Genomic DNA, 14,048 nt, shown 5'->3' with positions numbered 1-14,048 from the left:
CGTCCCTGCGTTTGCCCGCTATTGTTATTTTCAGCGTAATCCACAGTACTCCCTTTTGCCTTGGCTCAGATCAAATTCCAACCAGCGGTACAGGGTCTACAATAACTATCCATCGACAGAGAAACACCTCATGCGCACAGGGGGTGCAACATGGGTATACAGGCAGAACTCACAGCAACCATCGAAAAACTCGTGCAGCCTGGCAAAGGTATTCTGGCCGCCGACGAAAGCCATCCAACCATCGCCAAGCGCTTCAAGGCTATCGGCGTAGAGTCCAGCGAGGACAACCGAAGGGAATACAGAAGTCTGATTCTCTCTGCTCCCGGCCTTGGGGAATTTATCAGCGGTGTCATTCTGTTTGAGGAAACACTGCGACAGTCCAGTCTGGACCTGACCCCATTTCCTGACTTACTTGAAAGCCAGGGAATCGTGCCGGGTATCAAGGTGGACAAAGGCAAGAAGCCACTGATCAACGCTCCCGGCGAAGAAATAACGTATGGCCTGGATGGTCTTGATGACCGGTTGGAGATCTACAGGAGTCAGGGAGCGCGGTTCGCCAAATGGCGGGATGTTTTTTACATTACCGATACATTGCCTTCCCGCCAGGCCATCGAGGCCAACGCGGAAATGCTGGCCCGTTACGCCGCCCTCTGTCAGTCCATTGGCATGGTGCCCATCGTAGAGCCAGAAGTGCTGATGGATGGCGAACACAGTATTGGTCGATGTGCGGAAGTCAGCGAAGCCGTCCTGAAGGAAGTGTTTCAGGCGCTATACCGGCACCGGGTTGAACTGGAAAGCATGATCCTGAAGCCCAACATGGTGACGCCGGGTAAAGGCAGCCCCAAAGCCACCCCAGAGCAAGTCGCCGAAGCCACCCTAGCGGTCTTCCGCCGGACCGTGCCCGCAGCCGTCCCCGGTATCAACTTCCTGTCGGGCGGGCAAGCGCCGGATGAAGCAACCAGAAACCTGAATGCCCTGAACAACCTTGGACCGCAACCCTGGGCGCTCAGTTTTTCTTATGGCCGCGCCTTACAGGAGCCGGCTCAACACGCCTGGGCCGGGAGCCTTGAGAACCGGGCTGCGACTCAACAAGCCATCCTGAAGCGAGCCAGACTCAACGGGGCCGCCCGCTCAGGAAGCTATTCGCCCGAGATGGAGGAGTAATCAGGCCGCCCGATGATTGCCTTGCGCAGTGTCGGGCACCTGCTCCAGACACGCCAGCATGGGTTCGACTTCTCTCAGCTTACGAGCCTGGGGCCAGACCGTATCAGCCTCCGAAAACCCCTGACGCAGGAAGTTCATCCATTGTTTGATGCGGCCTGTGACGTATCGGTCTTCCAGCCATCCCTGCAGAACCTCTGCGTACTCGCGAACGAGGGCGACCGCTTCCAGCCATGCCATATCGGGGATTTCCTCCCCTTTCTGACTGGCTTTGATCTTACGGGCCAGATCAGGTCGCGCGATCAGCCCCCGACCAATCATCACGTCGTCACAGCCGGACACCTCACGGCAGCGCCAGTAGTCCGAAACCGTCCAGATTTCGCCGTTTGCGATGACATGAGCCTGGACGGCTTCACGGACCCTGGCGATTTCTTCCCAGTAGGCCGGCGGTTTGTAACCGTCCACCTTGCTGCGGGCATGAATAACAATTTCAGACGCGCCAGCGGCATCCAGTGCCTGGCCGCAGGCGACGCCCATGGACCGATCGTCGTAGCCCAAGCGCATCTTGGCGGTAACAGGGATGTCTTCCGGCACCGCCTTGCGCACTGCGGACGTAATCTCGTGCATAAGCTCCGGTTCACGCATCAGGACACAACCACCCTTGTGCCGGTTTACGGTCTTGGCCGGGCAACCGAAGTTGATATCCACCTGAGTGGCCCCAAGCTCGGCCGCGCGGGCGCCGTGGAGCCCCATCTGCATCGGATCAGAACCCAGTAACTGCACAGCCACCGGCGTACCCACGCGAGTCAGGGACTGGTTATGAAGTTCCGGAGCATATTTGTAAAACACACGGGGTGGCAGCATGCCGTGAGTCACCCGCACAAATTCTGTGACGCAGCGGTCGATACCACCAACTTTGGTGAGGGTTTCACGAATGGGTGCGTCAACCAGCCCTTCCATAGGGGCGAGGATAATGCGCATACCGGCTCCAGCTTGTTCCGAGAACGTCAGTGACGAGAGTGGTTAAAGATTAGGCGGGCCGGCATTGTAGACAGAATTCGGGACGGATTGAAGCCAAACCGTCCCGAATACTTATTGGGAAATCGCGTAATTGACGTAGTAGTCGATAAACAGCTTGCCTTGCTGCTTCCAGTTTCCTGTCCAGGTCTGCATCCAGTGGGACATCTCACAACTCCTTCACCGCTGTGGATGTATTCAGATTAGTCAGCTGGATGGCTTCTGTGAAATCAAAGAAACAAAATTTTACGAAAGACTTTAACTATTAAAGGCGACTAACCGATTGAAACTTCCCTTGATCGTCAAAAACAATCCGGAAAGAACCGCGCACACCGTCGCTCAGGCAGAAACGGGAAAGGATACGAGCCGGGAAGCGGACACTGCGTCCGTCCCGGGCTCTGGCGTGAACATCGGAAGCAACGCCCTGATAGAGCTTTATCCACTCATCAGGGCCGATGTTGATGTCCACGACAATCTGCTGCATGAACTCAGTTAGCCAGTTCCAGCAGCAAACGGTTCAGGCGGGTCACATAGGCACCCGGATCTTTAAGCTGTTCACCGCTGGCCAGGGTTGCCTGATCCAGAAGAACTGCAGACAGCTCCGTGAACCGCTCTTCGCCTTTCTCATTCTCAAGGCGCTGAACCAGAGGATGCTCAACATTGATTTCGAAGATCGGCTTGCTGTCCGGCACTTTCTGGCCGGCAGCTTCCATGATCTTCTTCATCTGTGCCCCCATGTCGAAGTCGCCAACGACGAGACAGGCCGGAGAATCCGTCAGACGGTTGGTCACACGGACTTCCTGAACACGGTCTTCCAGAGCGTTCTTGATACGCTCCAGCAGATCTTTGTGCTCCGCTGCCGCTTCTTCCTTGTGCTTCTTGTCTTCCTCGGTTTCTACTTCGCCCAGGTCCAGATCACCACGGGCAACATCCTGCAGGGATTTACCGTCGTACTCGTTGAGGTATCCCATCATCCACTCGTCGATACGATCGGAAAGGATCAACACCTCGATGCCCTTCTTCCTGAAGACTTCCAGATGCGGGCTGCTCTTGGCGGCCATGAAGCTGTCAGCGGTGATGAAGTAGATCTTGCTCTGGCCTTCTTTCATCCGGCCGATGTAATCGTCCAGAGAGACGTTCTGGGTGTCTTCACCGGTATGAGTAGAGGCAAAGCGCAGCAGGCTGGCAATCTTTTCGCGGTTGCCGAAGTCTTCCGCCGGGCCTTCTTTCAGGACAGTGCCGAACTCGCCCCAGAACTTCTGGTACTCGTCGCCATCTTTCTTGGCCAGCTTGGACAGCATGTCCAGAACCCGCTTGGTGAGCGCGCTGCGGATGCTCTCAACGGTACTGTCGTTCTGCAGGATCTCACGGGAGACGTTCAGGGACAGGTCGTTGGAATCAATAACTCCCTTGGCGAAACGCAGGTACAACGGCAGGAACTGCTCGGCGTCATCCATGATGAAAACGCGCTGAACGTAGAGCTTCAGACCCCGGGGTGCTTCACGGTTATACATATCGAACGGAGCACGAGCCGGGATATAAAGCAGACTGGTGTAATCCAGCTTGCCTTCAACCTTGTTGTGAGACCAGGTGAGCGGGTCTTCAAAGTCGTGGGCGATGTGCTTGTAAAACTCTTTGTATTCCTCTTCCTTGACCTCGGTGCGGGGAAGAGTCCAGAGAGCGGTGGCATCATTGACGGTTTCGTCCTTGCCTTTTTCCTCTTCTTCCTCTGATTCGGATTTCATGATCACCGGGAACGAGATGTGATCAGAGTACTTCTTCACGAGGCTACGCAGGCGCCAGCCGTCAGCAAATTCCTTGTCTTCGGATTTAAGGTGCAGAACGATCTCGGTACCGCGGTTCTCACGGGTGACCTGCTCAATCGCAAACTCGCCGTCGCCTTTGGATTCCCAGTGAACACCCTCTTCTACCGGAGCACCGGCACGACGGGTAAACACATCAACTTTGTCAGCCACAATGAATGCGGAGTAGAAGCCCACACCAAACTGACCAATCAGTTTGCTGTCCTTCTTCTCATCGCCGGAAAGCTGCTTGAGGAAATCGGCTGTGCCGGACTTGGCGATGGTGCCGAGGTTGGCAATCACATCGTCGCGGGTCATACCAATGCCGTTGTCGGTAATGATGATGGTACCGGCGTCCTTATCGTAATCCAGACGGATATTCAGATCGGACTCACCTTCGTACAGGCCGTCGTCTTTCAATGCGGCAAAGCGCAGTTTGTCCTCGGCATCCGAGGCGTTCGAAATCAGCTCACGAAGGAAGATTTCCTTGTTGGAATAAAGGGAATGGATCATCAGGTGAAGCAACTGCTTCACTTCTGTTTGAAAACCCAGGGTCTCTTTTTTTGACTCAACCGTCATGGCTTATATTTCTCCTGCATTGTTTAGTTTGGTGCAGCGGCACAGTCAGGCCGGGACTTCCAAAACACGCTGTGAATACATCCCTGTACGCTCGGCTCCGCACGGTTTTGGAAGTCCCGGCCTGACTGCACCACCCTACTGTTGAGTAGATTCTGGAGAAAAAAGTGGGGGCACCCGGAGGCTTTTCAAGTCCTGACAGGTCAGGAAATCAATCTTCCATGAGGAAGTGGGCCCTGGCAGTAGCAATCGGCTGGGAACGGGATTTTTGCCATGCGGTAATCATCACATTGGCTACCCGGTTGCCCTGACGGGTCAGGCGGCATTCGGCGTAGGTTTCCCGGTTCAGACCGGCGCGGAGGTAGTCCAGAGAAAAGTCCACGATTCGCGGCATGCGGACTGTATCTTGAGACATCATCAGATAGATCGCAGCCGACATTTCCATGAAGCCGCCGATCACGCCTCCATGAATGGCTGGCAATATCGGGTTACCCAGATTCTGTTCTTTCTGGGGTAACCGGAAAATCAGGTCATCTCCGAACTGGTCGCAGGCAAGGCCGATAAAGCGTGCGTAGGGAATACTTTCCAGCATGCGGGAGAAATCGCCTGTTTCACGGGTATAGCGCAGAACTTCAGGGTCAGTCATTCACCACCTCCCGCAATAAGATCCCGATAGTGCTTAGGGGTTGCTTCCTTACCAATCCGCATGAACGTCCCCACACAGTTCGCTATGGTTTCACCGCCTTCCTGAAAGGCCTCACAGCGGGTAAAGATGATGTTGCGCGTCACTTTGTATGTCTCAGCCCGGGCGTATACCGGCTTTTTCGGTTCTGCCGGACGCATGTAGTCCACCCGCAGATCCAGTGTCGGACAAAGCTCGAAATCCTCGAGAGCACAGAGGATGACAGAGCCGGAGGCCGTGTCCATCAGTGTGGTAATCGCGCCACCGTGTATAACCCCGGTATCCGGATTACCGATGATCCGGTCATCGTAGGGCATGCAGAGTGTCAGGCGCCCGTCACTGGCTTCAGTAGCGGTCAGGCCAAGCTCCCTGGCCTGATTGAGTGTTTCAATAAACCGGGTTACCCGGTCCTTACGGATTTGATCGTTCATTCGGGAAAACCAGCTGTTCAGGATTTTGAATCGGGAGTTGCCTCCCCCTTTACGCCTCTGGTAGGGGCAGGCTCTTCGAATACCTTGCCGGACCGCAGGGCGACCAACGCACTGGAACAGAATTCCCGGCGATAGAGAACCACCACAACCAGTGTAGACGCAGCAATAAACACGGCCGGATGGATAAACCAGCCAACAACCGCCAGAGCATAGTAGTAGGAGCGCAATCCGAGGTTGAATGCATCACCGGCGAGATTGCAGACATTGCCAGCACTGCGGGCGAATGCCTCTTTGGAAGCAGGGCTCGGCTTGGGGTCGTCCGGTGTTGGCGCGCTGCCAATCATCACCGACACAAAGTTATACATCCGCATGGACCAGGTGAATTTGAAGAAGGCATAGATAAACACCACCAGCAGCACCACCATGCGCAATTCCCAGATTTCACGGCTGGGCAATGTTCCAAAGGGCATGGTTCCGAACACTTCCATGACCTGTTCGGTGTACCCCAGCGCCGTGATGATACCGGCCAGGATAAGCAAACAGCTGGAAGCGAAAAAAGCACCGTTACGCTCGAGATTACCCACAACGGATGCATCGGCAATCCGGTTACCCCGTTTCAGCATTACCCGCATCCAGTCCTCCCGGTAAAGGTCCAGGGTATTGGACAGACACGGGCGATCTGCAGCGCGACGTTTAGAGTATGTTGCATAGCCCAGCCAGCAAATCAGGAACCACAGCAACGATGCGAGTTCGAGGACGTTACCCATTAACAACCTTTGGATATGCGTAGAGAATGAAACGGAGAGGGAACAAGTGTTTATCATACGCCATGGGCGCCTTGGCCACCACTGATGCCCGGGATTTTCAGCAGCTTGAAGGCGTGTAATCATGTGGTATAACGCAGGGACGTCGGAGCCGGAAAATTTTGGCAAATCCGCCCGCGGAAGGAAACGCATTAAAATGGAGCAAGGCGTGGCTAAAATAACCAAATTTCATATTATTACATTGCTTTTATCAGCAATCACTTTAACTGGTTGCTCGGTAAATCCTGTGACCGGTGAACAGCAACTGTCCCTGATTTCGGAAAGCCAGGAACTTTCCATGGGTGCGGAACAGTACACACCTACCCAGCAAACCCAGGGTGGTATGTTCTATCTGGACTCCGAACTGACCCTGTACGTGCGAGAAGTTGGTCAGAAACTGGCCAGAGTCAGTGACCGCCCGGACCTGCCTTACGAATTTGTCGTTCTGAACAACAGTGTGCCCAACGCCTGGGCCCTTCCGGGTGGCAAGATTGCCATCAACCGGGGATTGTTGGTCAAGCTGGAAGACGAAGCCCAACTGGCATCGGTCATCGGCCATGAAATCGTTCATGCTGCAGCCCGCCATAGCGTTCAGCGCATGCAGAACGGAATGCTGATCAGCGCAGGCGTCGCAGGACTCGGCATCGCCCTTACCGATAATGAGTGGGCCGGCCTGATCATGGGTGGCGCCGCACTCGGTTCCCAGTTGGCACTGGCCCAGTATGGTCAGGGAGACGAGCTGGAGTCTGACTACTATGGAATCCTGTACATGAAAGAGGCTGGATACGATCCGGTGGCAGCCGTTGAATTACAGGAACTCTTTGTAGAACTATCCAAAGGTCAGGAAAGCGGCTTCATCGATGGCCTGTTCGCTACCCATCCGCCTTCCGTTAAACGGGTTCAGGAGAATCAGGCGCTCGTTAACAAGATTGGTGCCGGCGGATACCGGGGTAAAGACGTATTTGATCGCAAACTTGCCACTCTGCGTAAACTTCAGCCCGCCTACACGGCCCACGATGATGCCCTGAAACTTGCTGCGAACGGTGATTTCACTAGCGCCCTTACCAAGGTGAATGAAGCCATTCGCCTTGCTCCCAATGAAGCCATGTTCTATTCTCTGCGCGGCAGAATCTACGAAGAACAGAATCAGGAACAGAAAGCTGAAGCCGACTTTGAAAAGGCTGTTTCCCTGTATCCGGAAATGTTTGAGTACCGGCTATATAACGGGCTAACAGCCCTGAAGCTCAACCAACTGACCAAGGCCCGCGAAAACCTTTCCCGTGCCAATGAGATTGTCCCGACATCCATCGCCTACCTCAGGCTTGGCGATATTGCGGTGAAAGAAAACCGCCGCGACGAAGCCATAGCCTTGTACACAAAGGTTGCTGAGTCTGGTGGAACTGCCGGTGAAGAGGCCAAGCGCAAGCTGGCCCAATTAACCCAATAACCCGTATACCTTTCCGAAGGCTGGTGCAGCACGGGCTCACCAGCCTTTTTTATATCTCCGATCAATCATTTGCCAAGTTGACGCAACGTCCACGTCAGACCTTTCATTGACTTTTAGAGCATTAACTCTAAAAATCAGACTATACCAACAACGAACGGATGACCGCGATGCTAGCGAAACGTATCCAACCCATGGTTTTCCAGGCCCGCCGAATGTACGTGGAGCTCATGTTCCAGGTGATGGGCAGAGCCCTTCAGGCAGTGAGTGAAGTGGATAACACCGTCAAGGAAGAATCCCGGGTTCTTCCCGAGGGATTTCTATTCGAAATGATGGTCATGCCTGATGGCCCCAGCATGGTCGTTGAACACACCGGGCTTGGCCGTTTTCGGTACCACGGCAACTCGGCTCCGAGGCCGGTAGACCTCTCTATCCAGTTCAAGCACATCGCCCACGCCTTTCTTGTCCTGTCCTTCCAGGAAAAAACCTCGGTCGCCTTTGCCAACGACCGGATGCTGGTGGACGGAGACATCAGTTATGCCGTTCGGATGACCAGGGTACTCAACCGACTAGAGTCGTTCATTCTTCCCAAACTCATTGCTGAACGCGCGGTCAAGGAATACCCCCAGAATCTGCACCTTCCGGAGAAGCTGGTGAGTGCGGCCCGAATTTACCTGAAAGTAGCAACCAATTTTGTCGAGACGGTGAGAGCATAATGACCAACAAATACTATGAGTTCTTCTGCCCGGTAAAAGTCATCGCCGGAAAGGCTGCTCTGGAGCACATTCCTTACGAGTTGGCCGGGCTTGCCGCCAAACGGCCGATGATTATTACCGACAAAGGGGTTCGTGCCGCGGGACTACTGGACCCTGTCGTTGCTGCCTGTGAAGAGAGTGGCCTGGAGATCGTCAGCATATACGACGACGTTCCGCCGGACTCCTCTACCTCAGTCGTCAGGGACATTGCAGGCGTTTACCGCTCTGAAAAATGCGATTCGATTATCGCCATCGGCGGTGGTTCCGCCATCGACACCGGCAAAGCCGTCAATATCCTGGTATCTGAGGGTGGGGACGACATCGCAAAATACAGCGGCGCCGGCATTCTCAAACATCCTCTCAAGCCGTTTTTTGTGGTTCCGACCACGGCTGGAACCGGTTCGGAGGTTACCGCGGTTGCGGTGATCACTGATGAAGCTAAAGGCGTCAAGCTGCCGTTCACATCTTCGTTCCTGCTACCCAACGCTGCCGTTATTGATCCAAGGATGACCCTCACCCTGCCGCCTCATATCACGGCCGCAACAGCGATGGACGCCCTGACCCACGCCACCGAAGCCTTTACGTGTATGGCCAAGAACCCGCTGAGCGACGCCTATGCGACGGCTGCAGTGAAAAAGGTCAGCAATGCACTCCTTGCGGTCATGGACAATCCCAAGGATTCCGACGGCCGTCTTGAACTGGCGCAGGCCTCAACAATGGCGGGGATTGCATTTTCCAACTCCATGGTAGGTCTGGTGCATTCACTCGGGCACGCCACTGGTGCGGTTTGTCACCTGCCCCACGGATTGTGTATGAGCCTTTACCTGCCCTACGTTCTGGAGTTCAATCTGGAATCCATCCGTGAACCTCTGGGCGAGCTCCTGCTTTATCTTGAGGGCCCGGAGGTCTACGCCACCACACCGGCAAGCCGGCGTGCCGAGGCCAGCATTTCAGCCATCCGTAAGCTAAGGGACCAACTCTACAAGCGCTGTCAGCTGCCGAGAACCCTGAAAGAAACCGGCAAAGTTGAGGAAAGCCAGCTTGACCACATTGCCGAGGTTGCGCTGGATGACGGCTCCATCATGTTCAATCCCAGGGAGGTAAGCCTGGAAGATGCGCGGGCAATTCTTCGCCGGGCGTGGGCCTGAATTAACGCCAAGGGGTCGCAACGCGACCCCTTGAATTGTTTCATTTTTTTTACACCGAACTCAGCAGCTTGATTTCCTGTATAAAACACGAAAAAATGATCGAAAATCTGGCAGGGAGGTAGCCGGGCAAGACACCAACATGCACTCTGAGCTCCATATCAATGACAGGCCTTCCCGCTTCCCTACGGTTTTCCTCAGCTCACTATACCCTGACATTTCTGGCAATTTTTGTTCTTGCTTCACTGTTTTCCGCGATGACGTTTGCGGATGAGCCCCCCCAAACCTTCCGTCTCAACGTCTCACCGAATGGCTACCCCCCCTACCTGATCGTGGATCAGGCAGCCCCATCAGGCATTATGTGGGATGTGTTCTCACTGATTGCCGGCCGAATCGGCTACACCGTAGAAGCGGTCAAGATCCCCCGAAAGCGGGTGGACGAACTGCTGTTCGAGGGATACTTCGATGGCACACCAAGAGCCGTAGAGTGGACCAAGCATCCGGAAGATTTTGTGTTTACAGCCCCCATCGTCACGGTCGAGGAAGTGTTCTTTGTACCCCGGGGATCAGATCTGACCTACGACCAACCCGAAGATCTGTTCGGAAAAACAATCGTGACGCCGCTGGGATATTATTACCCGGTGCTGCAACCGCATTTTGAGTCCGGGGCCATCAAGCGCTTTGAAGTACCCCGGGACCGGGACATGTTCACCTTCGCCCGGCATAACGAACGTTTCGATGCCATTGTCGCCGAGCGCCGCCTGGGACAATGGCTACTCCGCAATCTGGGGCTACGTGATGAGTTCGTTTCTCTTCCGAAAAACCTGACCCATTTTGGCTATCGAATTATGGTTCGAAAAGAATTCGCGGATTTCATTGAACCATTCAACAAGGAACTCAGACATATCCAGGAGAATGGCGAACTTGACGCCATTCTCGCCAATTACCGTTAACCCGTTATCGGTCCCGCCAGGTTACTCAAGGCGTCTCAGCAAAAGCATCGGAGAAACGCTGAGCACGGGCCCAAGCTGCCAGCGGCCAAACAACGCAAGAACCACCGCACTGATGACAGGAATCGGCAGAACCACCTGCCAGTGCCAACCGAAGTTACCATCGAACATCCCGAACTGCAGGGCCCATACGGCAGCCTCCGCCGCAGTCACACCCAGAAGCCCGGCGAAACCGCCCAACAGCACGAATTCCAGCATCGTGCTCCGAACCAGCAAAGACTGTTGCCCACCCAATGTTCTTAGCAACGCCCCTTCCCGCTGACGATCCCTGAGCGTCGCACTGACAACCGCCGCCATCACCACCAGCGCTGCCGCAAGGATCAGGGCAAGGATAGCCTCAATCGCCTGGGTTACCTGCTGAACGATTTGCTGGATACGGGCAATGATGTGGTCTATTTCGAGTACCGATATGGTCGGGAATTGCCGCGAAAACTCATTCAGCCCCGGCTTACCTTCTTCAGGCAGGTAGAAGCTCGTAATCCAGGTAGCAGGCATATCGGTCAGCCCCCCGCCCGGAGGAAATGCCATGTAGAAATTCGGTTTCATACTGTCCCACTGGACAGTCCGGATACTGGTAACCGACTCGGTGACCTTTTGGGAGCCAATAGTAAATGTCAGCCGATCTCCGATCGCCAGCCCCAGACGCCCCGCGAGTTCCGCCTCGACAGACACACCCCGGTCCTGCCCCGGAGTGAACCACGCACCCTCGACAATCTCATTGTCCGCAGGCAACGAGGACATCCAGGTCAGATTCAGTTCCCGATTCAAGGCGTTGATACGTTCATCTTTGCTGACCGCCTCTTTCACTGGAAGGCCATTAAGTTCGGTCAGGCGACCCCTCACCATCGGATACAGCTGGTCCAGGTCGTGCCCTCTTTCGCTCCAGAAGCTGGCAACGCTTTCCACCGAATCCGGAGAAATATTGATCAGGAAATGGTTGGGAGCATCATCGGGCAATTGGGCCTGCCAATCATCCAGCAGTGAAGTTCGCACCAGTACAAGTGTTGCCGCCAGCATCAGTGTCATGGCAAATACGGCAATCTGGGACATACTGGCACGACGATGCCGATAAAGGCCGACAAGAGCCAGCCTCCAGGCATTGCCACCACCGCGAACCCGACGCAGACCAGACACCAGCAGCCAACCAAACAACGCAAGAACGCCCAGCAGCAGGAGCAGACCGCCCAGTAGTGCAAGCACCAGACCCAGCTCGCCAGCGTAAAGCCAGACCAGACCAAATACCGCAACAATAGCCACCAGGATGTCCGGAATCGCTTCACGACCCGTTTCCCCTGGCTGGCTTCGAAGCACCCGCATCGCCGGAACATTCCGGAGCCGGCGAATTGGGGGGTAGGCAAACGCAAACAACGACACCACGGCTGTCAGTAGCGCCGGCGCCAGGGCCATGGGATCAAGGTAGAGTTCAACAGGCCGTTCCAGAAGCTCGCTCAGCATACGCGTCAGCCCCCAGAACAGCGGCACCGCGACAAAAAGACCCGCCACCGCTCCGGCAATGCCCCAGAGGGCCAGCCTGCGCAGATACAAACGGCCAATACCGTTACTTCTTACGCCCAGGGTTTTCAGCAAGGCTACCGTGTCGCGCTGGGATAGTGCGTACTGCCGGCTTGCAACTGCAACGGCGACCGCCGCCAGAAGCACGGCAAGGCTACCTCCGAGCAACAAAAATCGTTCAGCCCGTTCGAGGGACCGGGAAAACGTGTCCCCATCCCTGACACCTTCCCATTCCTGACTTGGCTCCAATTGTGGCTGAAGCCAACGGTAATAGTCGTCCAGAGCCGTCTCCGAACCGGCAAAAAGATAAACATATTCGACCCGTGAACCTTCCTGGATAACCCCCGTAGACGGCACGTCATCCGCATGCATCATTACCCTGGGAGCGAGTGCAGACAGCCGGAATCCGCCATCCGGTTCCCGGATCAGTAACCCGGTAACTTTCAGATTTCGGTTGCCTACCTCAAGCGATTCACCAATGGTCAGATCCAACAGGCGCAGCAACCTTGGGTTAATCCAGACTTCACCCCGCCCAGGACCCGCGCCGACCAGCGTTCTCGGGCCTTCGGATTGCCTCTGGACCTCAATTTCGCCGCGCAACGGATACTCATTGCTCACAGCCTTTACCGACACCAACTGGAAATTGTCAGCACCGAACACCATGGTCGAAAATTCCACCATACGACCGGTTTCCAGCCCTCGGGCATGGGCTTCAGTCAGCCATTCGCCAGGGATTTCCCTGCCATTCTCCGCTTCCAACTGGCGATCCGCTGCGAGAAATGAACTCGCAGACGAAACCAATGTCCGCTGAAGCTGCCCTGCAAATAGGGCAATCGTGGCTACTGTGGCAACCGCGATGATGAGTGCGGCGAGAACAACACGAACATCCCTTTCCCGCCAGTCCCGACGGACAGACATAAGCTTGCTGGCTGCAGCCATCAGTCAGCCATCTCCCGAACCGCTGCCGGTTCTGTCAGCACTCCGGATTCAATCGTGAACTGTCTTCCGCACCGTGCAGCAAGCTGCTCATCGTGGGTGACCATGACCAGAGTTGTGCCCTGCTCACGGTTTAACGCCATCAAAAGGTCAGACACCGCCTGCCCGGTACGGTTATCAAGATTACCCGTGGGTTCGTCGGCAAAAAGCACCGACGGTTCGGAAGCAAATGCCCGTGCAATGGCCACTCGTTGCTGCTCACCTCCGGACAATTGCCTGGGCGTATGGTTCAGGCGTTCTCCGAGCCCCACACGCTCCAGCAGGTCCCTGGCACGCTTTTCCGGCGCGTCGATGCCGGCCAGCTCCAGGGGCAGCATGACATTCTCCAGAGCCGTCATCGCGGGTAGAAGCTGAAAGGACTGGAACACAAATCCGACACGGCGGGCCCGCAGCCTGGCACGCTCGTCCTCACTGAGATGGCTGATCACGGCGCCATCCAGCTCAACCGTACCCTCACTGGGTGTGTCCAGCCCGGCCAGCAATCCCAGCAGGGTTGTCTTACCCGATCCCGAGCGGCCCACGATCGCTACGGACTCTCCCCGATTGATTTCGAGGTTGACCCCCTGCAAGATCGTCAGCGTATCGGTTTCAAGACTGACTCTATGGGACAGGTTATCGACCCGCAGCATGGGCTGCGATTGATCGGAACTGAAATCGGTCATCTGATTCACGGAATCTCCCGTTCCTGAATGATTTGAACTGAATTGAGGCACT

At 55.4% G+C, this 14,048-nt stretch carries 13 protein-coding genes; 5 read left to right on the top strand and 8 right to left on the bottom strand.

Annotation, left to right across the window (positions count from 1 at the left end; translation table 11 throughout):
• Positions 1–150 precede the first annotated feature (150 nt).
• Positions 151–1,164, top strand: a complete 1,014-nt coding sequence (locus FWJ25_RS10395) for a class I fructose-bisphosphate aldolase (protein WP_149600218.1) — start codon at positions 151–153, stop codon at positions 1,162–1,164.
• Here FWJ25_RS10395 and FWJ25_RS10390 read toward each other — a convergent pair whose 3' ends face one another.
• From FWJ25_RS10390 to FWJ25_RS10365, 6 genes are all read right to left on the bottom strand, one after another.
• Positions 1,165–2,142: a tRNA dihydrouridine synthase gene (locus FWJ25_RS10390; RefSeq protein ID WP_149600217.1), complete on the bottom strand. Its 978-nt coding sequence runs from the start codon at positions 2,140–2,142 to the stop codon at positions 1,165–1,167.
• A gap of 301 nt (positions 2,143–2,443) precedes the next feature.
• The gene (locus FWJ25_RS10385) at positions 2,444–2,662 is read right to left on the bottom strand and encodes a DUF2835 domain-containing protein (protein ID WP_149600216.1); all 219 of its coding nucleotides are present in this window, start codon (positions 2,660–2,662) and stop codon (positions 2,444–2,446) included.
• Positions 2,663–2,666: 4 nt separating this feature from the next.
• A complete protein-coding gene (gene htpG, locus FWJ25_RS10380) occupies positions 2,667–4,559 on the bottom strand; it encodes a molecular chaperone HtpG (protein WP_149600215.1) in 1,893 nt (630 codons plus the stop codon).
• Positions 4,560–4,767: 208 nt separating this feature from the next.
• Positions 4,768–5,202 carry a PaaI family thioesterase gene (locus tag FWJ25_RS10375; RefSeq protein ID WP_149600214.1) on the bottom strand — a complete coding sequence of 145 codons (435 nt, stop codon included), beginning with the start codon at positions 5,200–5,202 and terminating at the stop codon, positions 4,768–4,770.
• Positions 5,199–5,669: a PaaI family thioesterase gene (locus FWJ25_RS10370; RefSeq protein ID WP_149600213.1), complete on the bottom strand. Its 471-nt coding sequence runs from the start codon at positions 5,667–5,669 to the stop codon at positions 5,199–5,201. The genes FWJ25_RS10375 and FWJ25_RS10370 overlap by 4 nt, the downstream gene beginning before the upstream one ends.
• Before the next feature lie 17 nt (positions 5,670–5,686).
• On the bottom strand, positions 5,687–6,436 hold the full coding sequence (locus FWJ25_RS10365; protein ID WP_149600212.1) for a DUF599 domain-containing protein: 750 nt from the start codon (positions 6,434–6,436) through the stop codon (positions 5,687–5,689).
• 193 nt (positions 6,437–6,629) lie between these two features.
• On the opposite strand from FWJ25_RS10365, the gene FWJ25_RS10360 reads away from it, so the two are divergent.
• The 4 genes from FWJ25_RS10360 to FWJ25_RS10345 all read left to right on the top strand — a co-directional run bounded on the left by FWJ25_RS10360 (position 6,630) and on the right by FWJ25_RS10345 (position 10,769).
• A complete protein-coding gene (locus FWJ25_RS10360) occupies positions 6,630–7,919 on the top strand; it encodes a M48 family metalloprotease (protein WP_149600211.1) in 1,290 nt (429 codons plus the stop codon).
• A 167-nt stretch (positions 7,920–8,086) separates the two neighbouring features.
• Positions 8,087–8,632, top strand: a complete 546-nt coding sequence (locus tag FWJ25_RS10355) for a hypothetical protein (protein WP_149600210.1) — start codon at positions 8,087–8,089, stop codon at positions 8,630–8,632.
• Positions 8,632–9,819 (top strand): iron-containing alcohol dehydrogenase, encoded by a 1,188-nt coding sequence (locus FWJ25_RS10350; RefSeq protein WP_149600209.1) that lies wholly within the window; start codon positions 8,632–8,634, stop codon positions 9,817–9,819. The genes FWJ25_RS10355 and FWJ25_RS10350 overlap by 1 nt, the downstream gene beginning before the upstream one ends.
• Positions 9,820–9,980: 161 nt before the next feature.
• Positions 9,981–10,769: a substrate-binding periplasmic protein gene (locus FWJ25_RS10345; protein ID WP_149600208.1), complete on the top strand. Its 789-nt coding sequence runs from the start codon at positions 9,981–9,983 to the stop codon at positions 10,767–10,769.
• A 21-nt stretch (positions 10,770–10,790) separates the two neighbouring features.
• On the opposite strand, the gene FWJ25_RS10340 is transcribed toward FWJ25_RS10345, so the two are convergent.
• Both FWJ25_RS10340 and FWJ25_RS10335 read right to left on the bottom strand, forming a co-directional pair.
• Complete coding sequence (locus FWJ25_RS10340; RefSeq protein ID WP_149600207.1) at positions 10,791–13,277, bottom strand: ABC transporter permease; 2,487 nt, start codon at positions 13,275–13,277, stop codon at positions 10,791–10,793.
• The gene (locus FWJ25_RS10335; protein ID WP_149600408.1) at positions 13,277–13,996 is read right to left on the bottom strand and encodes an ABC transporter ATP-binding protein; all 720 of its coding nucleotides are present in this window, start codon (positions 13,994–13,996) and stop codon (positions 13,277–13,279) included. The genes FWJ25_RS10340 and FWJ25_RS10335 overlap by 1 nt, the downstream gene beginning before the upstream one ends.
• Positions 13,997–14,048: the final 52 nt, after the last annotated feature.

Origin of the sequence: Marinobacter salinexigens, assembly GCF_008370345.1 — a bacterium.
GTDB lineage: Bacteria > Pseudomonadota > Gammaproteobacteria > Pseudomonadales > Oleiphilaceae > Marinobacter > Marinobacter salinexigens.
Note: the sequence above shows the minus strand (reverse complement) of the source record. Positions and strands in the feature narration are given on the sequence as shown.